At 63.0% G+C, this 24,159-nt stretch carries 23 protein-coding genes; 12 read left to right on the top strand and 11 right to left on the bottom strand.

Annotated elements, in window-relative coordinates:
• Positions 1-114 precede the first annotated feature (114 nt).
• Positions 115-1,134 carry a hypothetical protein gene (locus R1W00_RS04950; protein WP_317261617.1) on the bottom strand — a complete coding sequence of 340 codons (1,020 nt, stop codon included), beginning with the start codon at positions 1,132-1,134 and terminating at the stop codon, positions 115-117.
• A gap of 493 nt (positions 1,135-1,627) precedes the next feature.
• Between R1W00_RS04950 and R1W00_RS04955 the strand changes: the two genes are divergently transcribed.
• Both R1W00_RS04955 and R1W00_RS04960 read left to right on the top strand, forming a co-directional pair.
• Positions 1,628-2,398: a hypothetical protein gene (locus R1W00_RS04955; RefSeq protein ID WP_317261618.1), complete on the top strand. Its 771-nt coding sequence runs from the start codon at positions 1,628-1,630 to the stop codon at positions 2,396-2,398.
• Positions 2,399-2,477: 79 nt separating this feature from the next.
• On the top strand, positions 2,478-3,755 hold the full coding sequence (locus tag R1W00_RS04960; RefSeq protein ID WP_317261619.1) for a DUF2254 domain-containing protein: 1,278 nt from the start codon (positions 2,478-2,480) through the stop codon (positions 3,753-3,755).
• Here R1W00_RS04960 and R1W00_RS04965 read toward each other — a convergent pair.
• Positions 3,752-4,294: a MarR family winged helix-turn-helix transcriptional regulator gene (locus R1W00_RS04965; RefSeq protein ID WP_317261620.1), complete on the bottom strand. Its 543-nt coding sequence runs from the start codon at positions 4,292-4,294 to the stop codon at positions 3,752-3,754. The genes R1W00_RS04960 and R1W00_RS04965 overlap by 4 nt on opposite strands.
• Before the next feature lie 173 nt (positions 4,295-4,467).
• Between R1W00_RS04965 and R1W00_RS04970 the strand changes: the two genes are divergently transcribed.
• Positions 4,468-4,863 carry a cupin domain-containing protein gene (locus R1W00_RS04970; RefSeq protein WP_317261621.1) on the top strand — a complete coding sequence of 132 codons (396 nt, stop codon included), beginning with the start codon at positions 4,468-4,470 and terminating at the stop codon, positions 4,861-4,863.
• Positions 4,864-4,873: 10 nt separating this feature from the next.
• Here the strand turns inward: R1W00_RS04970 and R1W00_RS04975 are convergent, their stop codons facing one another.
• A complete protein-coding gene (locus R1W00_RS04975) occupies positions 4,874-5,845 on the bottom strand; it encodes a GlxA family transcriptional regulator (RefSeq protein ID WP_317261622.1) in 972 nt (323 codons plus the stop codon).
• Positions 5,846-5,935: 90 nt separating this feature from the next.
• On the opposite strand from R1W00_RS04975, the gene R1W00_RS04980 reads away from it, so the two are divergent.
• The 5 genes from R1W00_RS04980 (at position 5,936) to R1W00_RS05000 (ending at position 12,354) form a co-directional block, all read left to right on the top strand.
• Positions 5,936-7,186: a sarcosine oxidase subunit beta family protein gene (locus R1W00_RS04980; RefSeq protein WP_317261623.1), complete on the top strand. Its 1,251-nt coding sequence runs from the start codon at positions 5,936-5,938 to the stop codon at positions 7,184-7,186.
• A 9-nt stretch (positions 7,187-7,195) separates the two neighbouring features.
• Entirely contained in the window at positions 7,196-7,468 is a 273-nt protein-coding gene (locus R1W00_RS04985; protein WP_317261624.1) for a sarcosine oxidase subunit delta, read from the top strand.
• Complete coding sequence (locus tag R1W00_RS04990; protein ID WP_317261625.1) at positions 7,465-10,395, top strand: sarcosine oxidase subunit alpha family protein; 2,931 nt, start codon at positions 7,465-7,467, stop codon at positions 10,393-10,395. Before R1W00_RS04985 ends, R1W00_RS04990 begins: the two co-directional genes overlap by 4 nt.
• Positions 10,388-10,912 (top strand): sarcosine oxidase subunit gamma, encoded by a 525-nt coding sequence (locus tag R1W00_RS04995; protein ID WP_317261626.1) that lies wholly within the window; start codon positions 10,388-10,390, stop codon positions 10,910-10,912. The genes R1W00_RS04990 and R1W00_RS04995 overlap by 8 nt, the downstream gene beginning before the upstream one ends.
• Positions 10,913-11,091: 179 nt before the next feature.
• The gene (locus tag R1W00_RS05000; RefSeq protein WP_317261627.1) at positions 11,092-12,354 is read left to right on the top strand and encodes an aminotransferase class V-fold PLP-dependent enzyme; all 1,263 of its coding nucleotides are present in this window, start codon (positions 11,092-11,094) and stop codon (positions 12,352-12,354) included.
• On the opposite strand, the gene R1W00_RS05005 is transcribed toward R1W00_RS05000, so the two are convergent.
• Positions 12,351-13,238 carry a LysR substrate-binding domain-containing protein gene (locus R1W00_RS05005; RefSeq protein WP_317261628.1) on the bottom strand — a complete coding sequence of 296 codons (888 nt, stop codon included), beginning with the start codon at positions 13,236-13,238 and terminating at the stop codon, positions 12,351-12,353. The genes R1W00_RS05000 and R1W00_RS05005 overlap by 4 nt on opposite strands.
• 126 nt (positions 13,239-13,364) lie before the next feature.
• Between R1W00_RS05005 and R1W00_RS05010 the strand changes: the two genes are divergently transcribed.
• Genes R1W00_RS05010 through R1W00_RS05025 form a run of 4 tightly spaced genes read left to right on the top strand, consistent with a single transcriptional unit; the run spans position 13,365 to position 18,173 of the window.
• Complete coding sequence (locus R1W00_RS05010; protein WP_317261629.1) at positions 13,365-14,867, top strand: aldehyde dehydrogenase family protein; 1,503 nt, start codon at positions 13,365-13,367, stop codon at positions 14,865-14,867.
• A complete protein-coding gene (locus tag R1W00_RS05015; protein WP_317261630.1) occupies positions 14,857-16,149 on the top strand; it encodes an FAD-binding oxidoreductase in 1,293 nt (430 codons plus the stop codon). Before R1W00_RS05010 ends, R1W00_RS05015 begins: the two co-directional genes overlap by 11 nt.
• A gap of 7 nt (positions 16,150-16,156) precedes the next feature.
• Complete coding sequence (locus tag R1W00_RS05020) at positions 16,157-17,530, top strand: VOC family protein (protein WP_317261631.1); 1,374 nt, start codon at positions 16,157-16,159, stop codon at positions 17,528-17,530.
• A gap of 22 nt (positions 17,531-17,552) precedes the next feature.
• Positions 17,553-18,173 carry a nucleoside/nucleotide kinase family protein gene (locus R1W00_RS05025; protein WP_317261632.1) on the top strand — a complete coding sequence of 207 codons (621 nt, stop codon included), beginning with the start codon at positions 17,553-17,555 and terminating at the stop codon, positions 18,171-18,173.
• Between the two features lie 30 nt (positions 18,174-18,203).
• On the opposite strand, the gene R1W00_RS05030 is transcribed toward R1W00_RS05025, so the two are convergent.
• The 7 genes from R1W00_RS05030 to R1W00_RS05060 all read right to left on the bottom strand — a co-directional run bounded on the left by R1W00_RS05030 (position 18,204) and on the right by R1W00_RS05060 (position 24,072).
• A complete protein-coding gene (locus R1W00_RS05030) occupies positions 18,204-18,380 on the bottom strand; it encodes a hypothetical protein (RefSeq protein WP_317261633.1) in 177 nt (58 codons plus the stop codon).
• Entirely contained in the window at positions 18,377-18,838 is a 462-nt protein-coding gene (locus R1W00_RS05035; protein ID WP_317261634.1) for a hypothetical protein, read from the bottom strand. Before R1W00_RS05035 ends, R1W00_RS05030 begins: the two co-directional genes overlap by 4 nt.
• Before the next feature lie 7 nt (positions 18,839-18,845).
• Positions 18,846-20,111: an agmatinase family protein gene (locus R1W00_RS05040; RefSeq protein ID WP_317261635.1), complete on the bottom strand. Its 1,266-nt coding sequence runs from the start codon at positions 20,109-20,111 to the stop codon at positions 18,846-18,848.
• The gene (locus R1W00_RS05045) at positions 20,101-20,874 is read right to left on the bottom strand and encodes an ATP-binding cassette domain-containing protein (RefSeq protein WP_317261636.1); all 774 of its coding nucleotides are present in this window, start codon (positions 20,872-20,874) and stop codon (positions 20,101-20,103) included. The genes R1W00_RS05040 and R1W00_RS05045 overlap by 11 nt, the downstream gene beginning before the upstream one ends.
• Before the next feature lie 49 nt (positions 20,875-20,923).
• Complete coding sequence (locus tag R1W00_RS05050) at positions 20,924-21,736, bottom strand: ABC transporter permease (RefSeq protein WP_317261637.1); 813 nt, start codon at positions 21,734-21,736, stop codon at positions 20,924-20,926.
• Between the two features lie 64 nt (positions 21,737-21,800).
• Entirely contained in the window at positions 21,801-22,868 is a 1,068-nt protein-coding gene (locus R1W00_RS05055) for a putative urea ABC transporter substrate-binding protein (RefSeq protein WP_317261638.1), read from the bottom strand.
• Between the two features lie 346 nt (positions 22,869-23,214).
• A complete protein-coding gene (locus R1W00_RS05060) occupies positions 23,215-24,072 on the bottom strand; it encodes a helix-turn-helix domain-containing protein (protein ID WP_317261639.1) in 858 nt (285 codons plus the stop codon).
• Positions 24,073-24,159: the final 87 nt, after the last annotated feature.

Genomic DNA, 24,159 nt, shown 5'->3' on the forward strand with positions numbered 1-24,159 from the left:
GAAGGTCAGAGGTTCAAATCCTCTCCCCGCAACCAAATTATACCTAAAGCCCCAGCAAATCGCATGGGGCTGTTTGCGTTCTTACGGATGGCGCTAAGTCCAGGCGCGGAGTGTTCAGGGTCTTGTGGGGCGCTCGCCGATCCATGGGCCATTTCGGTCTGTTCGCGTGATTGATACCCACCGGTTTTCGGCGGAGTTACACCAGTCAACAATGACGGGGTCGATTGGTCGGTCGACATAGTCAATAAGGCTGCCTGTCTTTAGGTCTCTCCTTTCTAGATTGGTTGGTGGGATCAACCGAGAGATTGCTTCCCCTAGAGCGGCAAGCTGGTTTCGCGTGACTTCATCGTTTTTCCGGAACTTTGACCTCATGCGCAAAGTATCGGTCGTGAGTGCTATGTCTTCCGGCATCCCACGCTCTCCTGGAACGAAGAGTCTGCATCCCAAATCCGTTTCCGCATGTTTCGTTAGGCCGGTATACCTTGGCGCCGGAAATTGCCAAGGCGAAAATTGGATCTCGACAACGAGTTGATCAGGGGCCGGCAAGACTCCGAACTCTGGATCGATGTTTAACTCCGCCATACCAGATGCTCCGGTGATCAGCCAAGCATGCCAATAGTCAATCTGTTCCGGCGTGGTTGCTTCAAGGCGCTCTAGCTTGTGGGCGTCGGTAACCACTGGCCGCACCAATAGGGCATCGGGTAAGGTCAGGCATGCCTCACTAAGAATTCTGCGCGACGTCTCAATGGTGATTTGATCAAGGTGACTTTCCCAATAGGTCGTTTGTCCTGTGAAGTCAGCGTTGCGATGGGCCTCTGGGTTCGTCTCTTTGGGCATGATCCCGTTTACGGTCACGCCAAAGGTGCTGCAAAATTGGCTGAGCGATATCGTGCCATCATACTGCGTCCCGATTTGCGTCTGTAGGATGCATTGACCGTCGTCTACTGCACGAACACCTGGCACATTGGCGACATGGACGCGCAGTATGCCGCCACGATACCGAACGTAGACATCCAGGCCATCATGGGTTTTTCCGTAGAATTGTGAGGGACACGACCCGCCACCGGCAAGATTGGCAAGGTCAAGTCCAAGAGGTTCAGGACGCTCGGGGGTATGGAAAGTGAACATATTCATTGCTTGACGCTCCAATGCGGCAAGTTGATGTCGGAGACGGTTTTGTTGTTGGGTGAGAGGGATTGTGCCATCTCAATTTTTGCGGAACCTGCCCAGTATCGTGTTTATCATGCGCGGCCCTTATTTGGTGGTGGTATCGTCATGCACTCGTGCCTCAGCAATCCCCATTGCCGGGCGTGAGGGTTTTTGCGGCCTACATTCCAACGCCATCCGTTCCCTCACCCGAACGTGGTACGGGCATGAGCTCCCTCATCATCGGGTTAATGCGGGCGACATCCGTGTCCCTTGACCACCGCGGGAACGGGCCCGATATGGCGTGCAAAGGCAAGATAAAACAACCCTTGGGAGAAACCTATCGCCGCAAACCCGCGATGAGAAGCCCAATCCGCCGCGCCGTGAAGGTCTGATCCGGAATTGACTTCACCGCCTTGGCGATATTACCTCGGCAAAAAAGGGGATATGAACGATGGGGCAGGCACTTCCGGTCATTGCAATGTTTTGGAAGGGGAGTGAGCTTGGCTGGTTTGAGCGGCTTTCGATCCATTCCTTTCTGCATCAGGGGCATGTGGTCAAACTGTTCCACACCGATCCGATGGACCCACAGATCGAGGGGCTGGAACTGGTGCCCGTGCAAGAGGTCTATGATCCGCCCCGTCGCCTTGCCAAAAACGCGGCGCCGTCGTTTCTGGCCGATATTTTCCGTCTCTACCTGATGAAAAAGACCGATTACGTCTGGATGGACAGCGATATTCTGGCCGTGCGTCCGGTGAGCGTGCAGGACGGTTATGCGATTTCGTGGTCGGGGCCGAATAGCTCGGGGCAGATCAACAATGCCACCTTGCGGTTGCCGCCCGATTCAGCCGCGCTTGATCATCTGCTTGAGCATATCGAGAACCCCGAAATCGTGCCCGAATGGATGAACGCGGATCAGCGCCGGATCGTCGAGAAAACGCCGGTCGGGCGGCGGTTGCTGAAACAGGGGAAACTGTTGCGGATCGTCTATGGGCCGCGCGGGTTGAACCATGCGTTGCAAAAGACGGGCGAACATGTGCACGCGCGTCCGATGGATGTCTATTCGCCCGTGCCTTGGTGGCTGAGCGATCTGTTCTTTGCCCCGCCCGCGGGGGTTGAGGCCTTTGTGAGCGAGGACACACAGGTCGTCCATCTGTTCAAGGACCAGATGCGCAAATACAACGCCCGCCGCCAACCGCCCGAGGGGTCATATCTGGACCTGTTTGCCAAATCGGTCGGGTTCGAGGGCTAAGAGACCTGTCAACTTGGCAGGGACGGGCTATTGTTCATCCCAAGCCCCATGTCGGGCGGATTTTGAATTTGGATGACCTATGGCTTTGGACCCCCGACCGATTATTGCACGGTTTTATTGGCAGGCGCGCCGTCTCAGCCGCGTGTTGTGGGTGCGCGTGGCGCTTTATACCGCGTTGGCCTTTCTAGCGGCGCTGTCGGCGGAACTGTTTGATGGCTATATCCCCGACGGCCCCAAAGACCGGTTTACCCAAGCTACAACCCTGCCCATTCTGACAGTTCTGGCGAACGGGATGCTGGCGGTGGTGACGTTTTCGCTGGGTGTGATGGTGTCCTCGCACCGGACCTTGGCCGATCAATCCACGCCGCGCATTCACCGCCTGTTGGCCGAGGATTCCGAAACACAGACGGTTCTGGCAACGTTTCTTGGGGCCTTTGTCTTTGCGCTGACGTCGCTGATCCTGTTTCGCGCGGGATATTATAGCGACAGCGCGGCGGTGATCGTGTTTGGCGCGACGGTGTTCGTTGTGGCGGCGATTGTGCTGTCGCTGGTGCGCTGGATCGGGCAATTGTCGCGGATCGGGTCCTTGGCCTATGCGTTGGATCAGGCCGAGACGGCGGCGGAACAGGCCCTGACACGTGCGCGCGATGTGCCCCAACTGGGCGGCGTGGCGTGGTCGGGGGACGGCCCGCCCGATGGGCCACATGTCGACATCCCCGCGCCCGGGTCGGGCTATGTGGCGCATATCGACATCGAAGAACTGCAATCCTTGGCCAAGGACCGCGACGCGCGCATCTATGTCCGCCATCTGCCGGGCGCACGGGTGTTGCGCGGGCAGTCTGTGGGCTGGATCACCGGTGATCAGGGCGGCGATGCGCCAAGCCGGTGTTTCGTCGTGTCCGAAAACCGCACCATTCAGGATGACCCGACCTATGCGCTTGCCATATTGCGAGAGGCCGCGTCCAAGGCCCTGTCGCCCGGCATCAACGATCAGGGCACAGCGGTTGAGGTGATCGCGCGCCTTGAGCGGCTGCTCTGGAACTGGAGCCACCCTGAGACCGACCAACCCACGCCCGATCCCGCATTTGACCGCGTGTACCTGCCGCCGCTTGATACCGACGCCCTGATCATTCAGGCCTTTCGCGCGATTGTGCGCGACGGGGCGGGCAATGCCGAGGTTCTGTTGACCATGATCAGCGTGCTGTGCCGTCTGCGCGCCTGCACGACATTGCACCCTGAGGCCGCGATTGACGAGGTGCTGCGCGACATCTGGGATCACGCGCAACAGGGCCTGACGACCGAACGCGAGATCGCCCGCATTCGTGCGGCCCTGAACGACGCGGGTCTCGACGTCTAATCCGTCGTGTTGTCCAGATAGAACGGCAGGTTGCGCAGCGTGCGTTCCGCGTCGTTCAACGTGTCGTGCACATGTTGGGACATCTGGGCAAAGGCCTCGGCACTCAGGGTCGCGAACAGGTTGTCGTTCACCCTGCGCAGGACCGCGGACAGCTCGGTAATGCGTCGACCGGCCTCGGGCGAAATCATCAACAACACGCTGCGTCCGTCCTCGGGGTTGGGGTGTTTGACCATCAGCCCCTGATCGATCAACAGACGCGTTTCCTTGGTCACATGGGCACCGGTCACGCGCAGGGCCTCGGCCACTTGCGCCACGGTGCGCCCCGTCTGGCCCTGATGTTGGGCGAGGTGCAGCAGGATGTTGTATTGCGGTTTGGACACCTCAAGGCGTTTGGCAAATTCCGCCCGCATCTGTTCGATCCGCGCGGCCAAGGCCGTGACATCATAGAGCAACCGGCGCAATTGCCGGTCGTTGCCATCCACCATCAATTCGGGCCGCGTGATCGTCAGGGGAAAGGAAAACGCGTTGCTCTGATCCATGGGGGCCTCCGGCAATAAGGGCAGAATCGTTAACTGACCTAGCTATTTCGGTCAAGCACCTGCGCCATCACAATCGGGTCGGGCGGGTCACATTATGCATTCACTTAGTTTACTTGATTAGCTAACTGACCTGGCCTCATATCTCTCCCACACGCAGAACAGGAGAGACCGACATGAAACTGTTTATCCCCACCTTGGCCGCAGCATTGGTATCGGCCACCGTCACCTTGGCCGAACAGGCCCCCACCGAACACCAAGGTGTCAGCGTCTCGGGCCGTGGCGCGCTGGAACTGGGTGCGCAAATCCCCGAGATGGAGGGCTTTCAGGTGCGCATCCGCCAAGTCACCGTTGAACCCGGCGGCGTGGTCGCCGTCCATGGGCATGAGCACCGCCCCGGCGCGTTTTTCGTTGTTTCGGGCGACGGCGTGATGGAAATCCGTGGCAAGGAAAAGCACCACATCGCCCCCGGCACGGCGGTTCTGGAGAGCAAAGAGGTCCATCACTGGGTCAAGAACGAGGGCGATCAGGCCCATCTGTTCGTCTTTGATATCGTCCCCGTCGAAGACTAATACCGAGTGCTTAGGTGCGATTGCGGCGGTCCGAATTTGGGCCGCCGTTTTGCGTTTTGCGGGCGTCGCGCGGCGGATGGCCGAACCGTGTGCGATAGGCCGTGGCAAAGGCTGGCGCGCTGCCAAAGCCGGTCATCTGCGCCACATCCGCCACCGGCAGAACGGTTTTGCGCAGGATGTCATCGGCGGCACGCAGGCGCAGATCGCGATAGGTGGCCATCAGGCCCTTGCCGATATGGGCATCGAACAGGCGTTGCAATTGGCGCGTGGACAGGCCCACCAGATCGGCGATCTGATCACGTGCCAACGGGTCGGACAGGTGGCTGTGCATAAGGTCAAGGGCGTCCTCAACCGCGCGGGGCAGGGGGCCGAACTGTGCACCGATGCCCGCCTGTTGCGGGGCGTCGGGCAGGCGGATGTCGGTTTGGATGAACCAATCGCTTATCTGGCGGGCAAGGGGCGCGCCATGGTCCGCGCGGATCATCGCGTACATCATATCAAGGGGCGCCGCGCCGCCCGCACAGGTCAACCGGTCGCGGTCGATCACATAAAGACGCTGCTCCACCACGAACCGGTCGGAGAGGGCGCGCACCTGATCCAGATGGTGCCAGTGAACGGTAAAGCGGCGTTGATCCATCACGCCCGCCCGCGCCAGAACCGCCGCCCCGCCCGAGATGCCGCCAAGGGGAACGCCGCGCCGGTCCATGTCGCGCAGCCACGTCATCAGGTCCGGATCGCGCAAGGCCATCGGATCGCCGCCCGCGACCACAAACACCATATCAAGGGCCCCCGCATCACGCAGGCGCGTCGTCTGAAACCCCGCCCCAAGGGAGGCACCGACCCAGCCGCCCGATGTCGACAGCGGCACGAGGTCATAAAGCGGCTTTGGCGCAAACAGGTTGGCGGCGCGCAGGGGCTCCATCGCTGCGGCGGTGCTGAGCAAGGCAAACCCGTCGATTAATACAAAGCCGATCCGCTGCATCTGTCCGTTTAGATTAAGTATTTGTCCCAAGGTGAAAGGTAAAGCGCGGCGCGGGGCGATACAATGGGGGAATTGGATGTGGGGAGTTTCATGCGCTTTTCCGGATTTCGGGTGTTGCAACAGGCCCTGACGGGGCACAAGGGATGGGGCGCGCTGTGGCGCGATCCTGCGCCCAAGCCGGCCTATGACATCATTATTGTGGGCGGTGGCGGTCACGGTCTGGCAGCCGCGTTCTATCTGGCCAAGACCTTTGGTCAGGCGCGGATCGCGGTTCTGGAAAAAGGGTGGCTGGGGTCCGGAAACATCGGACGTAACACGACGATTATTCGGTCGAACTATCTCTTGCCGGGGAACCAGCCGTTTTACGAGTTCTCGATGAAGCTGTGGGAGACCCTTGAACAAGAGGTGAACTTTAACGCCATGGTCAGCCAGCGCAGCATCATCAACCTGTTCCATTCGGACGGGCAGCGGGATGCCTATCGGCGGCGCGGGAATGCGATGCATCTGATCGGTGCGGGGGGCGAGTTGCTGTCGCAGGATCAGTTGCGCGAGATCGTGCCGTTCCTGAATTTCGACAATGCGCGGTTCCCGATCAAGGGCGGGTTACGGCAGAGCCGCGCGGGCACGGCGCGCCATGACGGGGTGGCGTGGGGCTACGCGCGGGCCGCCGATCAGTTGGGCGTCGATCTGATCCAGCATTGTGAGGTCACGGGGTTCCTGATCGAGGGCGGTCGCGTGCAGGGTGTTCAGACCACGCGCGGCGACATTCGCGCGCCCAAGGTCGGTGTGGCCGTCGCCGGGTCAAGCAGCCGCGTGATGGAGCGCGCGGGCCTGCGTCTACCGATTGAGAGCCACGTTTTGCAGGCCTTTGTGTCCGAGGGTCTAAAGCCCACCATTCCCGGCGTCATCACCTTTGGCGCGGGGCATTTCTATATTAGCCAGTCGGACAAGGGCGGTTTGGTCTTTGGCGGCGATATCGACGGCTATAACTCGTACGCACAGCGCGGCAATCTGGACGTGTTGCAGGATGTCGCGCAGGGGGGCATGGCCCTGATGCCGATGATCGGGCGGGCGCGGTTGTTGCGCTCTTGGGGCGGGATCATGGACATGTCGATGGACGGCTCGCCCGTCATCGACCGCACGCCGATCGAGGGGCTCTATCTGAACGCGGGCTGGTGCTATGGCGGGTTCAAGGCGACGCCTGCCTCGGGCTATGCCTTTGCCCATTTGCTGGCCACGGATCGTCCGCATGAGACCGCGAGCGCCTATCGGTTGGATCGGTTCAACCGTGGCTATGTCATTGATGAAAAGGGCGTCGGCGCCCAACCCAACCTGCATTAGGAGGCGGCGATGTTGATCCCTCATCCGCTTTTGGGCCCGCGCGATGCGTCCGAATTCACCTATCTGGGCGATGCGTCCCTGATGAACCGGCCCGATGGTATGGCCGACGGGGCCGAGGCCACGTTTTGCGACTATGTGTTTTTGCGCGACAACCCCGCCGGTGTGCATCGCGAACTCTGGTTTCATGAGCACGGCGACCGGTCGTGGTTGATCGTGACGCGCAACACCCTGACGCATGAGGTCTTGGGCGCGGAACTGGCGCACAAAGGGGGACAGGCATGACGCGGATTTCCGGTGGCTTGATCGACCGTGATGCGGTTTTGCGGTTCACCTTTGACGGGCGGGCGATGACGGGTGCGCGCGGGGATACCTTGGCCTCGGCCCTATTGGCCAATGGCGTGCAACTGGTCGGGCGCAGTTTCAAATATCACCGTCCACGTGGGATTTTCACAGCCGGATCGGAGGAGCCCAATGCCCTGATCACCATCGGTACGGGTGCCGCGCAGACACCAAACACCCGCGCCACGGTGGTTGAACTGTCCGACGGTTTGACCGCGTTCAGTCAGAACCACATAGGCGGTTTGACCCGCGATGTGATGGCCGTGAACGATGTTCTGTCGCCGTTTCTGGCGGCGGGGTTTTACTACAAGACCTTCATGTGGCCGCGTGCCTTTTGGGAGCGTCTGTATGAACCCATCATCCGGCGCGCCGCCGGTTTGGGGCGGCTGTCGATGGAGGCCGATCCGGGCGTCTATGATGAGGGCTATTTGCATCCCGATGTGTTGATCGTCGGGGCGGGTGGGGCCGGTTTGATGGCCGCGCTGATCTGTGGGGCGGCGGGATTGAACGTTGTTCTGGCGGATGAGGACACGCGCGCCGGTGGGCGCCTGTTGGCCGAGCGTGAGGTGCTGAACGGTGCGCCGGCGCCCGAGTGGGCGGATGCGGTGGTCGCCCAGTTGCGTCAGATGGGCAACGTCCGGATCATGCCGCGCACGACGGTCTTCGGCGTCTATGATCACGGTGTGTTTGGCGCGGTGGAACGGCACGCCGATGGCCCTGTGCGCCAGACCTTGTGGCGGATCACGGCGGCCCGCACCATTGTTGCGGCGGGCGCGATTGAACGCCACATCCCGTTTGAAAACAACGACCGCCCGGGCCTCATGTTATCGGGTGCGATGCGCGCCTATGCCAACCGCTGGGCCGTGACGGCGCAACGGAACGCAGACGACCCCATCGCGATTTTCACAAGCACCGATGACGGCCACCGCACCGCCCGCGATCTGGTCGCGGCGGGGGTGCCTTTGGCCGGTGTGATCGACACGCGCGCGGATGTGCCGGTGTCGCCGGACTATCCGGTGTTTCGCGGCGCGACTGTGACGGGCAGCAAGGGACGCAAGGGGCTGCGCGCGATCCGTGTGGAGGGCGACGGGCCTGCGCGCTGGATCACGGCGGGGGCTTTGGGCGTTGCGGGGGGATGGAACCCGAACATCGCCCTGTTGACCCAGCGCGGGGCCGCGCCGTCATGGTCCGAGGCGCACCGCGCGTTCCTGCCGACCATCGGTGCGGGCGATGCGATGGTGGCCGCCGGTGCCGCGCGCGGATGCGGGGACAGCGCGATTTCCGCCATTGCCGACGGGGCCATGATCGCGCGGGACGTGGTGGTCGCCCTCGGGAAATCTGCGCCCGACATCCCCTTGCCCGAGGCCGAGGCCGTCGGCGCGGACATGCCCGCCGGTGACATCTGGCATGTCCCGTCCAAAAGGCGCGCTTGGGTCGATTTCCAGAACGATGTGACGGTCAAGGATATCGCCCTCTCGCACCGCGAAAACATGCGCTCGGTCGAGCATCTGAAACGTTGGACCACCCTTGGGATGGCGACGGATCAGGGCAAAACGGCGAATGTCACCGCGCTTGCCCTGATGGCCGAATTGACCGGTAAACCGATCCCCGAAACGGGCACGACGCGGTTCCGTCCGCCCTATACGCCGGTGTCGCTTGGGGTGCTGGGGGGCGGGGATACGGGCGCGTATTTCCGGCCCCGTCGCCTGACCCCGACCGATGCGTGGGCGCGCAAACAAGGCGCCGTGTTCACCGAGGTTGGCCCATGGATGCGCGCGCAATATTTCCCCCGCGCGGGCGAGCATCATTGGCGTCAAACCGTCGATCGTGAGGCCATGGCGGTGCGTTCAGATGTCGGGATTTGCGATGTCTCGACCCTTGGGAAAGTCGACGTGCAGGGGCCGGATGCCGCCGTCTTTCTGGATCGGATTTACGCAGGCATGATGAGCACGCTCGCCGTGGGCAAGGTGCGCTATGGCCTGATGCTGCGCGAGGACGGGTTCGCTTATGACGACGGCACCTGCGCTCGGATGAGTGACGAGCATTTCGTCGTCTCAACCACCACGGCACAGGCGGGACTTGTGTTTCAACGCATGGAATTCGCGCGCCAATGTCTGTGGCCGGACCTCGATGTGTCACTGATGTCGGTCACGGATGCATGGGCGCAAATCGCCGTGGCGGGTCCCAAGTCGCGCGCGTTGCTGTCGCGGATGGTTGACGAATTCGACCTTGGGAACGCGGCATTTCCCTTCATGGCCTGTGCGTCTTTGACGGTCTGCGGGGGATTGGCCGCACGCCTGTTCCGCATCTCTTTTTCAGGGGAGCTGGCCTATGAACTGGCCGTGCCCGCACGCTATGGCAATGCATTGATGGAGCGTCTGATGACGCTCGGCGCGGACCTGAATGTGACGCCCTATGGGACCGAGGCGCTTGGCGTCTTGCGCATCGAAAAGGGCCATGCCGCCGGGAATGAGTTGAACGGTCAAACCACGGCGCAGATGCTGGGGCTGGGGCGGATGGTATCGGTCAAAAAGGACGCGATTGGCGCGGTCATGTCACGGCGCGAAGGTCTGGCACATGATCCCCGCCGGTTGGTCGGTTTGATGCCGGTCGAGGCCGAGGGGACGATGGTTGCGGGCGCGCATCTGTTCACGCCTGATACCCCGCGCAACTTGGATCACGACCGTGGTTGGGTCACGTCGGCCTGCTATTCGCCGCATGTGGGGCGCTCCATCGCATTGGCCTATCTTGCCGATCCGGTGGAGGGCGAAACGGTCATCGCCGCCAACCCGATTGAGGGGGGCGACTTGACCTGCCGCGTGGTGTCGCCGCATTTCGTTGATCCAGAGGGGGGACGCCTACGTGACTGATTTGCTTGCCACTTATGCGCTGGGCGGCGGTACGCCGTCGGTCGTCAATCATGGACCCTACACCTTGGCCGAGCGCGGCGATCTCCGTTTGATGTCGCTCGCCTTTCCGACGGGCTTACACCCTGAACACATCGTGGGAGTGGCACCCCCACAGGCCGGACAGGGACAATTCGGCGGCGCGGTTGACGTGATCTGGACCGGTCCGTCGCAATACATGGCGATGGGCGCGGATCTCACCGCTCTCGACGCAGGTGGGGCCCGCGTCACCGATCAATCCGACGGCTGGATCACGCTGGACATTTTGGGCGGCGACATCGACGCGTTGTTGCCACATCTCGTGAACCTCCCGCCTCGCGTCCTTGCACCCGGCGGGGCAACCCGCACCTTGATCAGCCATTTTAGCGCCTTCGCCCTGCGCCCCGAAAAGGGCACCCTGCGCCTCCTCGTCGCGCGCAGCTACGGCGCCGACATGTGGCATCACCTGTCTCAGATCCTTTCGCGCCGCGCAAAAACTTGATCCGGCGTAGGATTTCGCGCGCGCTTCTGTTTTCATCTTGGCAAAAATACTCTCGCCGAAGGCGTGTCCGACATCAGCGCCGGTATTGGGTATCGGAACAGGGCGTTTCGCCCTTGTGTCTGGCGCGCGTTCCGTGAACCAATGCGCGTGATTCACCAACTAAACCAACGGGGTACAGGATGTCGTTTTCGCCGGAACTTTTGGCCGAGGTACGGGCGCGTTTCGCCCATGTCGAGACCTGCCCGTTCACGGGGCCGCGTGTGTTCTTTGAGAACGCGGGCGGCGCGCTGGCCCTGAAATCCGTGGCGGAGACAAGCGCCACCTTCGCCGCCATCCCCGACAACCAAGGGCGCGCGAACGCCGCCGCGCAGGCCTTGGTCGACATCATCGCCAAATCCCGCGCCGATATGGCGACCCTGTTCAACGCGCCCGGTGGGCAGTTCTTCGCGGGCGAAAGCGGGACCGAGCTCTGCTTTCGTCTGATCTCGGCGGCCTGTCTGGATGCGGGGCCACGCGGCGGTCGTGTCGTTGGATCGACGCTGGAACATCCCGCAACGCGCAGTGCGACGCGCCAATGGGGTGAACGCGCGGGGCTGCAGGTTGTGCATTTCCCCCATGACGCGGCGACGGGCACCGTTGGCGTGGACGCCTACCGCACCGAAATCACGCCCGATACGCGGGTTGCGACGATCATCCATACCTCGCCCGTGACGGGGATGGGCGTGGACGTTGCCGCAATTGCTGCCGAAATCCGTGCGGTCGCGCCCGACTGTTTCATCATCGTTGATGGCATTCAGCACGCCGCGCACGGGCGCATTGATCTGGCGGCCTACGGGATCGACGGCTATGTCGTGTCGCCCTACAAGATGTTCTCGCGCCACGGCTATGGCATGGCGTGGGTGTCGGATCGTCTCTCGGCGGTGGCGCATAATGCGCTCGACGGTGCGCCTGCCGGTGCCTGGGAACTGGGCACGCGGGACACGGGGGCCTATGCGACCATGTCCGATGTGGTGGCCTATTTCGACTGGCTGGGGGCTGAGGTCAGCGACGAAACCGATCCCCGCGCGCGGATCGAGGCCGCAGGCGCCGCGATCCACGCCCATGAACAGGCCCTGACCGATGCGATGTTGCATGGGGTTGGCAATCGTCCGGGACTGGCCGATCTGCCGGGGATCACGATTCTTGGCGGCGTTGAAAACCCCGCGCGTGAGGGGCTGGTGTCCTGTGTGGTTGCGGGCCGCCCGTCCGAAGAGGTGGTTGAATACCTGAACCAGAACGGCATCCGCACCCATACGCGCAAGGCGGATCATTACTCGGGCAATGTCCTAAATCCGTTGGGGATGAGCGACTGTATCCGCATTTCCCTCTGCCATTACAACAGTCTGGATGAGGTCGGACGCCTGTTGGAACTGATGGCCGATCTGACCACCCCCGCCGCCTAATTCCGCGCCGCCGAGGACAGCCAGTCGCACAGATGCGTCAACGCCTCGGTGCGGGGGCGCGAGGTGGGCCAGACGATGAAATAGGACCCGTCGGTGGGCGTCGGCGCATCCCAGAGCGGGACCAACCCCCCCGTCGCGAACTCATGCTCGGCCACAAAGTCGGGGAGCAGCGCCGCCCCCAGACCCGCCGCCGCCGCGCGGGCCAGTGTGGCGAACTGATCATAGAGCGGGCCGCGCAACCGGCTGGCCTCAACCCCTTGGCGCTGGGCCCAGTGCTCCCACCCGCCGGGGCGGGATTCCAGATGCAACAGGGGAATGGACAGGATGTCCTGCACGCTGGGCCTGCCACCGGGATGCAGGGCGGGCGCACAGGCGGGGATCACCCGATCGGCACAGATTTCGACGTGGTCCACACCGGGCCAATCGGGGCGCCCGTAATGGATCGCGGCATCGAATTTTTCGCGCTGGAAATCGAACTGGGTCAGGCGCGTGCTCTGGTTCACCAGAACGTCGGGATAGAGGTCCATGAACCCGCCCAAGCGCGGCGTCAGCCAGTACATCGCGAAGGCGGGCAGAACGGCCAGACTGATCTTGGCGCGCGAGCCGCTGGCGCGCAGGTGCAAGCTTGCCGTCGCCAGATCGTTCAGGGTCTGGCGCACCGAATGCGCGTATTGCTGCCCCGCAGGGGTCAGGCGCAGGCCGCGCCCTTCGCGGTGGAACATATGCACGCCGATCTGATCCTCCAGCACACGCAACTGGCGACTGACCGCCGAGTGGGTCAGCGACAATTCATCCGCCGCCGCCAAGGTCGTGCCCAGACGTTCCACCGCCTCAAGCGCCAAGAGGGAACTGATCGAGGGTAGGAACCGGCGCGGTGCAATCATGTTCGCTTTTCTCCAAGGTTCGTGCGTATTTAGCACTTATTCGGGCGGATATCAGCCGCTAATGTGAATTTAGCGAACAAATGGACGGGTTTGATATCGGCCCGTCCCACGAAACAGGAGAACCCCATGTCACATGAACAGACCCTCGCCGCGGCGGGGCTGAACGCACAGGACCTAACGGGCGGCACATTGGCCGTGACCTCGCCCATCGACGGGGCCGTTGTGGCGCATGTGACCGAGACCGATCCGTCGGACATGGCCGCCATCATCGCGCGTGCGGGCGAGGCGTTTACCGCATGGCGTCAGGTACCCGCGCCGCGCCGTGGCGAGTTGGTGCGCCTTTTGGGCGAGGAACTGCGCGCGGCCAAGGACGAGTTGGGCGCGGTGGTCACGCTGGAGGCCGGTAAGATCACGTCCGAGGGTCTGGGCGAAGTGCAAGAGATGATCGACATCTGCGATTTCGCGGTCGGGCTGTCGCGCCAATTGTACGGCTTGTCGATTGCATCCGAACGCCCCGGTCACCGGATGACGGAAACGTGGCATCCCGTCGGGCCGGTGGGGATCATTTCGGCGTTCAACTTTCCCGTTGCGGTCTGGTCGTGGAACGCGGCGGTGGCACTGGTCTGTGGGAACCCGATCATCTGGAAGCCGTCGGAAAAGACGCCCCTGACCGCGATGACCTGTATGAAAATCCTGAACCGCGCGATTGAACGGTTTGGCGATGATGCGCCCGAAGGTCTGGCGCAACTGGTCATCGGCGGCCCCGAAGTGGGCGAGGCCATGGTTATGTCCAAGGGCGTGCCGATCCTGTCGGCCACCGGTTCGACCCGCATGGGATCGATTGTCGGGCCCAAGGTCGCGGCCCGCTGGGGACGCAGTATTCTGGAACTGGGCGGTAACAACGCGATGATCGTCGCGCCCTCTGCCGATCTGGACATGGCGGTGCGCGCAATCGTGTTTTCCGCCGTCGGCACGGCGGGGCAGCGGTGTACCTCGCTGCGCCGGTTGATCGTGCATAAATCCGTGGCCAGTGATCTGGTTGAGCGTCTGCGCGCGGCCTATGCGTCTTTGCCCATTGGTGATCCGCGTACCGAGGGCACGTTGATCGGGCCGCTGGTCGATGCGGGTGCGCGGGACCGGATGTTGGCGCAACTGGACGCCGCACGGGCCGAAGGTGCGACCGTTTACGGCGGTGAGGCCGTCACCGATGGCGTGCCCGCCGGTGGGGCCTATGTGTCGCCCGCGCTGGCCGTGATGCCCGAACAGACCGACACGGTGCGCGAAGAGACCTTTGCGCCGATCCTCTACGTGATGGAATACGACACGCTGGAACAGGCGATTGCGATGCAAAACGATGTGCCCCAAGGCCTGTCGTCCTGCATCTTTACCCTGAACCTGCGCGAGGCCGAGACGTTCCTGTCCGCGACCGGTTCGGATTGCGGCATTGCCAACGTCAACATCGGGCCGTCGGGCGCGGAAATCGGCGGGGCCTTTGGCGGCGAAAAGGAAACCGGCGGTGGCCGCGAAAGCGGCTCGGACGCGTGGAAGGGCTATATGCGCCGTCAGACCAGCACGGTGAACTATTCCGCCGAATTGCCGCTGGCCCAAGGGGTCAAGTTTGACATCTGACACCGATAGGCCGCTCTGGCGGCTCGGCGCGTCCGACCTGATCGGGTACGCGGGCATGACGGGGGACGCGCAGGCCGATCTGTTGGTGATCGGCGGCGGGTTCACCGGATGCGCCGCCGCGCTTGAGGCCGCCACGCGTGGCGCGCGGGTGGTTCTGGTCGAGGCCGCCCAGATCGGACACGGTGGATCGGGGCGCAACGTGGGTCTGGTCAACGCGGGCTTGTGGTTGCCGCCCGATCAGGTCTGCGCGGCCTTGGGCGACGAGGCGGGAATGCGGTTGGTCGCTGCCCTTGGCGCGGCGCCCGATGCGGTGTTCGGTCTGATCAACACCCATGGCATCGCGTGTGAGGCGCGGCGCGCGGGGACCCTGCATCTGGCCCATGCGCCGAGCGGTCTGCGTGATCTGGAACATCGTTTGGCCCAAGGGAACCGGACCGGTGCGCCCCTGCGTCTGCTGGATGCGGGGGAAACGGCGGCGCGCACAGGATCGGCGGCGTTTCACGGCGCGCTGTTTGATCCGCGTGCGGGGACGATCCAGCCGCTGCAATACTGTCGGGGTCTGGCCCGCGCGGCACAGGTCGCGGGCGCGGCGATCCACGAACATGCGCCCGTGTCCCGCCTGACGCGGCAGGGCGATCATTGGGCCGCGCGCATCGGGGCCTATACCGTGCGCGCGGACGCGGTGTTGATGGCGACCAACGCCTATCACCGCGGTATGGGCGCGCCACGTGGGGCCGCGCCGACCTATGTGCCCGTGCGATACAGCCAGTTCGCCACCGCGCCCCTGTCGCCCGAAATGCGCGCGCGCATCCTGCCCGAGGGCGAGGGCGCGTGGGACACCGCGATGGTGATGTCCTCGATCCGCACGGATGCGGCGGGGCGTCTGATCGTCGGCGGCATCGGCGATGTGGCGGGCGCGGGGCGCGGGGTCCATCACGCATGGGCGCGTCGCAAGCTGGCCGCGCTCTATCCTGATCTGCGCGACATCGCGTTCGACCATGTCTGGCAAGGCGATATCGCGATGACCTCGGACCATGTGCCCAAGGTGGTTGAATTCGGCCCCAATGCCCTGTCGATCTTTGGCTATAGCGGGCGGGGCATTGGTCCCGGCACCGTGTTTGGCACCGCCGCCGCGCGTGCCCTGACGGGCGGTGGCATGGACGCGCTACCCCTTGCGCCCGTGGCCGGACATCGCGAACCGCTGGCCCCCATCAAACGCCATTATTACGAGACCGGCGCGATCCTGACCCATGCGATCAGCGCGCGCCGCCACCTGAGTTGAGGATGATATGACCGATTTCCTACACCCTGACGCCATCCGCACCCTGTTTTCGCGCGCCATGTCGGACATGTATCGCGCCGAGGTGCCGCAATATGGCACGCTGATCGACCTTGTGCGCGATGTGAACGCGCGGGTTCTGGCGGAGAACCCCGCGATGCGCGACCGGATGCGCGCGGCGGATGAGCTGGACCGGTTGGACGTCGAACGCCATGGCGCGATCCGTGTGGGTACGCCGGCGGAACTGTCGCTGATCCGGCGGATGTTTGCGGTGATGGGCATGGTGCCGGTGGGGTATTATGACCTGTCCGTGGCGGGTCTGCCGGTGCATTCGACCGCGTTTCGCCCCGTCGATCCGCATTCCCTGTCGCGCAATCCGTTTCGGGTGTTCACATCCCTGATCCGTCTGGAATTGCTAGAGGATCAGGATTTGGCGGCCCGTGCGGCCGAGATATTGAACAACCGTTCAATTGTGACACCCGTCGCCCTGCGCCTGATCGAACAGGCCGAGGCGAAGGGCGGTTTGACCCAAGCCGAGGCCGAGGCGTTTGTCGCCGCCGCGCTAGAGACCTTCCGCTGGCATTCCGAGGCGACGGTGGACGCCGATACCTATTCCGATCTGGTCGCCGCGCACCGTCTGATCGCCGACGTGGTCAGCTTTCGCGGACCCCACATCAACCACCTGACGCCACGCACACTGGATATTGACGCGGTACAGGCCGAGATGCCCGCGCGCGGCATTTCCCCCAAGGCCGTGGTCGAGGGCCCGCCGCGCCGCGCCGCCGATATCCTGTTGCGCCAGACCTCGTTCAAGGCGCTGCAGGAACCGATTTCGTTTCACGGCGAAACCGGCACGCACACCGCGCGGTTTGGCGAAATCGAACAGCGTGGCGTCGCCCTGAAACCGTCGGGGCGGGCGATGTATGATTCCTGTCTGAACGACGCGCGGGGCCGTGTGTCCGTCGGCCCGAATGGAGAGCGTGCGTCGGAATATGTCGCGGCCCTCTCGGATGCATTCGCGGGCTTTCCCGACGATCTAACCGCGCTGCGTCAACAGGGGCTGGCCTATGTCCGCTATCGCGCGGGCGCGCCGGTCGATGGCACGGCGGCCTCGGTTGAGGACCTGATCGCGGGCGGGCATCTGATCGTGGATCCGCAAACGTATGAGGATTTCCTGCCCGTTTCGGCGGCGGGGATTTTCCAATCGAACCTTGGCTCGGATGAACAGAGCAATTTTGGTCAATCCGCCAACCGCGCCGCGTTTGAGGCCGCGCTGGGCGCGTCGGTTTTGGATGAACTGGCCCTCTATCAGGCGGTAGAGGACGAGAGTTTTCGCGCGGCCTTGACCCTGCTTGGACAAACGCATTTGATCAATGCCGCCTGACGTCGGCAAGGGAGGGGCGGTTATGGATTTGAACACCGTGATTGCGCGGGTGCTGGAGACGCCTGCGCGCGAGGCGCGCAAGATGATCGCCGTGGTCGGTGCACCCGGCGCGGGGAAATCGACGATTTCGGCCCCGTTGATGGCGGGTCTGGCCAAGGCTGGCGCGCGGGCGGCTGTGATCCCGATGGATGGCTATCACCTTGATGACCGTATCCTTGGGCCGCGCGGGGACCTGCCGCGCAAGGGCGCGCCGCATACCTATGACGTGGGCGGGTTTCGCGCGATGATCGACCGCGTGGCGCGGGGCGATACGGTCTATATCCCCGTATTCGACCGCAGCCGCGAAATCGCCATCGCAGGGGCCGAGGAAATCGGCGCGGATATCGACACGGTGGTGGTCGAGGGCAACTATCTGTTGTTACAGGACGGCGATTGGGCGGGGATCAAAGATCGCTGGGACATCAGCCTGTTTCTGGACGTGCCCGAGGAGGTGCTAGAGCATCGTTTGATGGCGCGCTGGCGGGATTTGGGGATGTCCGAGGATCAGGCGCGCACCAAGGTGGCGGGCAATGACCTGATCAATATGCGCACGGTTCTGGATCGTTCGGCCCCTGCCGATATCACCGTGCCAAACGGCGGGTAGGGCGCCCGATTTCGCAGGCGCCCCAATGTCTTAGCCACGGTTGCGCGCGACCATAATCATCGCACCGGCAAGGGCCAGCGCGGTCACACCCAGAACCAGACCCCATGCGGTGTCCGACCCGTGCGGGTGCAGATGTGCCCCCCCATGGGCCAATGCCGCACCGGTGGTTCCAATCAGGGCCGCCATTGTGGTTGCCAGTTTTGTCATGCCTCAATCTCCTGTTTGCGCGCGCGCAGAAAGTCGCGAATGTCCATGACCTGTTTTTCGTCCATGGACACGTAAATCAGACCCATATTGGTACGCTCGGTCACCATCTGGGCGGGGTAGGGCAGATAGCTTAGCTCACGCGAGCCAAAGCTCGGCGCGGCGGTGCCGACCTGCCATTCGGTTTTCAACTCAATATCCACCAGTTTCAAGACCTTATCGCCCCCTGTGCCGGGCCGTTCAAACGGAACACCGGCCAGTTTTAGATAGCTGGGCTTGTCCTTGGCATTCAGGAACCCGTCAATGAACTGGGTCGCCAGAACCTGCAAATCCGCCGCATCGTCGTGGTGATGCATATGGCTGTGCAGGTGATCGCCATCATGGGGATGGTTGTGATCATGCGGGTGGTGGTGGTCGTGATGGTGATGATGATGCCCGTCGGGGCCGTGATCATGGGGCATGGCGACCTCAGAAATGCGGTTTCGGGTTGGACCAGCGTTTGCCCTCGAATTCCCCGTGCGGGACCGAGACCGGCTTGTCGATATGGCGTTTATGCTTGCCCAGCGTGCCGTTGCTGACCATTGCGCCCAGAACGTCCACGATCACCCGCGTCCCCATCAGGGCGGTGATGTCGGAGGTGTCATAGGGTGGCGAGACCTCGACCAGTTCCATGCCGCAGATCCCTTCGGCCGCGACCTTGGACGCCAGCGCCAGCGCCTCACGCGGCAGGAACCCACCCGGTTCGGGCCAGCCGGTGCCGGGCACAAAGCCACAGTCGATACTGTCGATGTCAAAGGACATATAGACCATGTCCACGCCATCCCATGCCATCTCCAGCGCCATTTCGGCGGTCTTGTCGACGCCCATACGCTCCATATCGGCCATGGTGATGATGTTGGTTTCGCGTTCGCGCGCGACCTTGACCGCCTCGCGCGGGACCTGCCAGCCGCCGATGCCGACCTGAACAAGGTTCTTGGCGGGCACATTGGGCAGGTTCGTCGAATGGAACCACGGGGTGGTGTGCATCCGTTCGTCCAGATCCTTTTCCTGAATATCGGCGTGGCGGTCGAAATGGACGATGCCGATTTTCTTGGACGTGCATTCGGCGATGCCGCGCACACAGGGGAAGCCGATGGAATGGTCGCCGCCGATCATGATCGGCAGGGAACCCGAGCTGAACACGTGGCTGACGGCGCGGCTGATCTGGTCGAAACTCTTCTCGATATTGGCGGGGATGGTGAACACGTCGCCGGCGTCGCACATGGTCATCTGTTCGCGCAGATCGACGCCGATTTCATAGTTGTAGGGGGTGTAAAGGGCGCTGATCTTGCGCACGCCTTGGGGGCCGAACCGCGTACCGGGGCGATAGGTGGTGCCCCCGTCAAACGGAATGCCCAGAACGGTGGCGTCGTAATTGGCGACCTCTAGAACGTCCTCGGCATAGGGGGCCTTGAGGAAGGTGTTGATGCCCGCGTAATGGGGCAGTTCCCCGCGCGCAAAGGTCGGGATCGACTTGTCCTCAATGGTGTCCGCGCCGGTCAGACCCATGCGCAGCGCCCAGCGGCGTTCCTCATCCCAGCGGCCTTCGGGCAGGTCCTTTTCGGCCTGCATTGCCTTCCATCCGCCCAGCTTGGTCAAGTCGGGGTGGTGGGCGCGGTTCGCGCGGGCGGCCAGAGCGTCAGCATGGTCGCGCGGGTGGTGGGAACGTGTCCGATCCATCGGATTAGAGAGCATCGGTAATGTCCTTTGTCGTAGGTGGGTTGAGGTGTTGAAACGGAATGCCGCCATCTCGGGCGTCAAAGTCGTAGGTGATCGTAGCCCCGTAGGCGCCGGGGTCGTGGGGGTCCCAGCGCGGCTTGTCAAAAACCAGAACGCGGTCGCCCAGCTTGAACCCCTCTTCAAGGTCGTGGGTCACCATGAACACGGTCATGCCGGTCTCATCGCGCAGGGCCTGTAGGAATTCGTGCATCTGTACCCGCGTGCCCGGATCCAGCGCGCCAAACGGTTCGTCCAGCAGCAGAACACGCGGTTTCGCGATCAGGGCTTGGGCGATGGCCAGACGTTGCTGCATCCCGCCCGATAGGGAGGCGGGGTATTGATCGGCCACGTGGTTCAGGCCGATCTTGGCCAGCATATCGTCGGCGTTTGCGCGCGCCGCCGCCTTGGCCCCGCCAAACAGCGCGCCCCAGCGGGTGGAGAACGATTGCCCCGCGATCAGGTTGTCGCGCACAGTAAGATGCGGAAAGACCGAGTATTTCTGAAACACCACGCCGCGTTCGCGGTTGGGTTCGAGGGCCGGTTCGCCGCCGTCGATGCGGATGCTGCCACGGGTCGGGCGTTCCTCGGCCAAGAGCATCCGCAGGAACGTGGATTTGCCACAGCCGGACGCGCCAACGATCGAGATGAACTCGCCCTCGGCCACGTCGACATTGACGCGCTCTAGGATGGATCGGTCGCCGTAGGCCTGCCAAAGATCGCGTACTTGAACAAAGCTCATCGCGACACCTCACGGGTCTGGCGCTGTCCTATGGGGAAACGAAAACCGGTCATAGCCCTGCCTCCATCCACGGAAAGGCGCGGCGCGACAGGCGGCGCAGGGCCCAGTCGATGACAAAGGCCAAGAGGGTGATCCACATCACATAGGTCAGGATCACATCCATCGCCAAATAGCGGCGCACCAGAAAGATGCGGTAGCCAAGGCCGACGTTGGACGCCACCGCCTCGGCCGCGATCAGGAACAGCCACGCCGAGCCCAGCGACAGGCGGATATTCGAAATCAGACGCGGCAGGATTTGCGGCAGTGCCACGCGCAGGGCGATCACGCCGCTGGATGCGCCCAACGTCTGGGCCTTGACGATCTGTTCGCGCGGGATGTCCAGCACGCGCTGGGCTAGATCGCGGGTCATGAACGGGGTAATGCCGATGACGATCAGAACGATCTTGGACAATTCCCCAAGGCCGAACACGATGAACAGGATCGGCAACAGGGCAAGGGGCGGCACCATCGACAACACGGCCACAAACCCCGACAGACCCGCCCGCGCATAGGGCAGCAATCCGATCACCATCCCCAGCGTCAGGGAGATCACCGCCGAGACCGCGACACCGACCCCAAGGCGGATCAGGCTGGCCCATGTGTCTTTCCACAACAGGATGTCGCGCGTGCGTTTGTCGGGTTCAGTGAACAGGCGCACCGCCGTGTCCCAGATCGTGCCGGGCGCTGGCAACAGCTTGTCCTGCGGGTTCGCGGACAGGCGGATATCGGATCCGATCGCATAGGCAATCGCAATCACGATAAACGGCAGCGCGGCCAGAAACACGGCGCCCGCACGGGCTGGGGTTTTGTTGATCAGACGCATGGGATCACAGGTGCAGGGTGGGGATGTCGGGCCACCGAATGGCGGCCCGATCCGTCATGCGGGATTACAGCGCGCCGTCGGCGGCCATCTGCATATAGGTGGCGTCATAGCGGAACTTGACGTTGCCCGCGTCGCCGGTGGTCGACCCGTCAGGATAGGCCACACCGACGTAATCCGCGCTGGGCGCGCCTTCGCCAAGGATGCCCTTGTCAAACAGGAACTCGGCCACGCTGACCATGGTGGTCGGGAGGTCGGGCGAGGTCGCTTGGGCTACGGCGGCGGCGGGGTCAAAGAACATCTCGGTCGCGCCAAGCTGGGCCTGATAGCCCGCCAGATCGGTGCCCGATGCGGTCGCCATAGCCGTCAGGGCCTCAGGATCGCCTGCGGCCATCAACGACATGACCTCATACCATGCGCCCACAACGGCCTTGCCGAAATCGGGGTTCGCGGCCAGGGTCTCGGTGTTCACCACCATCAGGTCCAGAATTTCGCCAGGGATTTGTGAGCTATCAAATACATTGGTGGCATCGGGATTCGATCCCATGATCTCCGACACCAGCGGGTTCCACGTCACAACCGCCTCGACGTCATTGGTGGCATAGGCCGCGATCATATCCGCGTCCGAGGTGTTGATGACGCCATCAAGATCGGCCTCGGACAGGCCAACGGTATCCAGACCGCGTGCCAGCAGGTAATGCGACACCGACAGTTCCACGAGGTTCACAGGCTTGCCCGCCAGATCGGCCAGCGTGCCCTCACCCTTGAGGATGACCGCGTCATTGCCGTTGGAATAATCCCCGATGATCAGGGCCGTGGTGTCCACGCCGCCGCCCGACGGGATCGACAGGGTGTCCATGTTGGTGGCCGAGACGCCGTCGAATTCACCGGCCGTGTATTGGTTGATGGATTCCACATAGTCGTTGATCTGAACGATATCGACGGTGATGCCGTATTTGTCGGCCCATTTGTCCATGATGCCGCTGTCCTCAAGGTATCCCCAAGGCATCCAGCCCACATAGATCGACCACGCCAGTTTGAAATCGGTTTTCTCTTGCGCCATCGCGGGCAGCGCACCCGAGGCCAGCACCCCAATCGACAAGGCCGTTGCGGACAATAAGGTCTTTTTGATCATAGTCTTCCCCACTGTGCGTTCCGCCAATTGATTGTGGATTGGCCGCAGGCGGAACAAAGAGATGTGGCGCGGTCAAAACCAGCGCAGTAGTCTCCCGGGATTTTGGCCCGCCGTGTGCCCCCGCGGAATTTGCCACTGGGGTAGCGCTTCTCGGACCAGACCCTTTGCCCATCGGGCGGCGGCGGAACCCTAAACGCTCTGCCCGTTCAGGACAGCCGATTCCGCCCCGCACGGGCAAGGGGCGCGGGGTCGGGGTTGCGGGGGGATATGGGGTGTTTTGCGTATTGCTGCCCGAAATTTGGGCGAAACGCGCGGCAAATGGGCGGTTCCTGCGCGGGTTTTGCCCCTAATGGCGCAGTCGCTGGCGGTATTCCGTGGGCCGTTCGCCGGTGTGACGGCGGAACACGCGCGAGAAATAGGCGGGGTCCTCAAACCCCATGCGATAGCCGATTTCGGCCACGGACAGGCGGGTATAGGCCAATTGGCGGCGCGCCTCTTGGATCATCTGCACCTCGACATAGCGCGCGGCGGACAGGCCGGTTGCCGCGCGGATCACGCGGTTCAGATGCGTCGGCGTGATGGCCAGATCGGCGGCGTATTCGGCCACCGTGCGCCGATCACGCAGACCCGCGCGCAGCAGATCGTCAAACCGCGCCATGATGTCGGGTCGGGTGGGGGCCGCCGTATCCTCGGGCGCGGGCAGGGCGCGCGCCACCTGACACAGCAGATCAATCGCCTGTGCGCGCAGGGCCGGAATGCGAAACGCATCCTGCGCCGCGTGTTCGCCCGCCAGACGCGCCACATGGGTCTGTATCGCCTCGGTCAAATCCACATGCCCCCAGCGCGACAAGGGCGTGGCCAGCGGCCCGTCGCCCGTCAGCACATCCGCAAATTCCGCCACCGGCAGGGTCAGAACCCAGCCCCGCGTGCCTTGGTCGAACTGGAACCCGTGCACGGTCATGGGCGGGACGCTAACCACCTGACGCGGGTGCAAGGCGTGGCGATCCCCGTCCAGTTGCACATGCCCGCCGCCCGTTTCAATCAGGAACAACTGATGCAGGTTCGGGTGGCGATGCACGGCAATAGACCAGTCATGCGCCGCCGCGCGGTCCACGATCCGTTCCACGTGCAGAACATCTGGAAAGGGGCTGGCCTCTCCATAGAGGTCGAAGTTCGGAATATGCCGGTCAGATAGGGTGCGCATGTTCCAAATGTACCAGCGATTGCGCCCACCGTCCATTAATCCGCTGCATGGATGTTCTATATTCGCGGTCAGGGAATATGGAGATAT

This window comes from Rhodovulum sp. FJ3, assembly GCF_032918305.1.
Lineage (GTDB): Bacteria > Pseudomonadota > Alphaproteobacteria > Rhodobacterales > Rhodobacteraceae > SAT37.

What these genes read in the sequence shown, in the direction of transcription:
- R1W00_RS04950 (WP_317261617.1), bottom strand. Translation starts at nt 1,134, where the DNA reads ATGAATATGTTCACTTTCCATACCCCCGAGCGTCCTGAACCTCTTGGA.
- R1W00_RS04955 (WP_317261618.1), top strand. Translation starts at nt 1,628, where the DNA reads ATGTTTTGGAAGGGGAGTGAGCTTGGCTGGTTTGAGCGGCTTTCGATC.
- R1W00_RS04960 (WP_317261619.1), top strand. Translation starts at nt 2,478, where the DNA reads ATGGCTTTGGACCCCCGACCGATTATTGCACGGTTTTATTGGCAGGCG.
- R1W00_RS04965 (WP_317261620.1), bottom strand. Translation starts at nt 4,294, where the DNA reads ATGGATCAGAGCAACGCGTTTTCCTTTCCCCTGACGATCACGCGGCCC.
- R1W00_RS04970 (WP_317261621.1), top strand. Translation starts at nt 4,468, where the DNA reads ATGAAACTGTTTATCCCCACCTTGGCCGCAGCATTGGTATCGGCCACC.
- R1W00_RS04975 (WP_317261622.1), bottom strand. Translation starts at nt 5,845, where the DNA reads ATGCAGCGGATCGGCTTTGTATTAATCGACGGGTTTGCCTTGCTCAGC.
- R1W00_RS04980 (WP_317261623.1), top strand. Translation starts at nt 5,936, where the DNA reads ATGCGCTTTTCCGGATTTCGGGTGTTGCAACAGGCCCTGACGGGGCAC.
- R1W00_RS04985 (WP_317261624.1), top strand. Translation starts at nt 7,196, where the DNA reads ATGTTGATCCCTCATCCGCTTTTGGGCCCGCGCGATGCGTCCGAATTC.
- R1W00_RS04990 (WP_317261625.1), top strand. Translation starts at nt 7,465, where the DNA reads ATGACGCGGATTTCCGGTGGCTTGATCGACCGTGATGCGGTTTTGCGG.
- R1W00_RS05000 (WP_317261627.1), top strand. Translation starts at nt 11,092, where the DNA reads ATGTCGTTTTCGCCGGAACTTTTGGCCGAGGTACGGGCGCGTTTCGCC.
- R1W00_RS05005 (WP_317261628.1), bottom strand. Translation starts at nt 13,238, where the DNA reads ATGATTGCACCGCGCCGGTTCCTACCCTCGATCAGTTCCCTCTTGGCG.
- R1W00_RS05010 (WP_317261629.1), top strand. Translation starts at nt 13,365, where the DNA reads ATGTCACATGAACAGACCCTCGCCGCGGCGGGGCTGAACGCACAGGAC.
- R1W00_RS05020 (WP_317261631.1), top strand. Translation starts at nt 16,157, where the DNA reads ATGACCGATTTCCTACACCCTGACGCCATCCGCACCCTGTTTTCGCGC.
- R1W00_RS05025 (WP_317261632.1), top strand. Translation starts at nt 17,553, where the DNA reads ATGGATTTGAACACCGTGATTGCGCGGGTGCTGGAGACGCCTGCGCGC.
- R1W00_RS05030 (WP_317261633.1), bottom strand. Translation starts at nt 18,380, where the DNA reads ATGACAAAACTGGCAACCACAATGGCGGCCCTGATTGGAACCACCGGT.
- R1W00_RS05035 (WP_317261634.1), bottom strand. Translation starts at nt 18,838, where the DNA reads ATGCCCCATGATCACGGCCCCGACGGGCATCATCATCACCATCACGAC.
- R1W00_RS05040 (WP_317261635.1), bottom strand. Translation starts at nt 20,111, where the DNA reads ATGCTCTCTAATCCGATGGATCGGACACGTTCCCACCACCCGCGCGAC.
- R1W00_RS05045 (WP_317261636.1), bottom strand. Translation starts at nt 20,874, where the DNA reads ATGAGCTTTGTTCAAGTACGCGATCTTTGGCAGGCCTACGGCGACCGA.
- R1W00_RS05050 (WP_317261637.1), bottom strand. Translation starts at nt 21,736, where the DNA reads ATGCGTCTGATCAACAAAACCCCAGCCCGTGCGGGCGCCGTGTTTCTG.
- R1W00_RS05055 (WP_317261638.1), bottom strand. Translation starts at nt 22,868, where the DNA reads ATGATCAAAAAGACCTTATTGTCCGCAACGGCCTTGTCGATTGGGGTG.
- R1W00_RS05060 (WP_317261639.1), bottom strand. Translation starts at nt 24,072, where the DNA reads ATGCGCACCCTATCTGACCGGCATATTCCGAACTTCGACCTCTATGGA.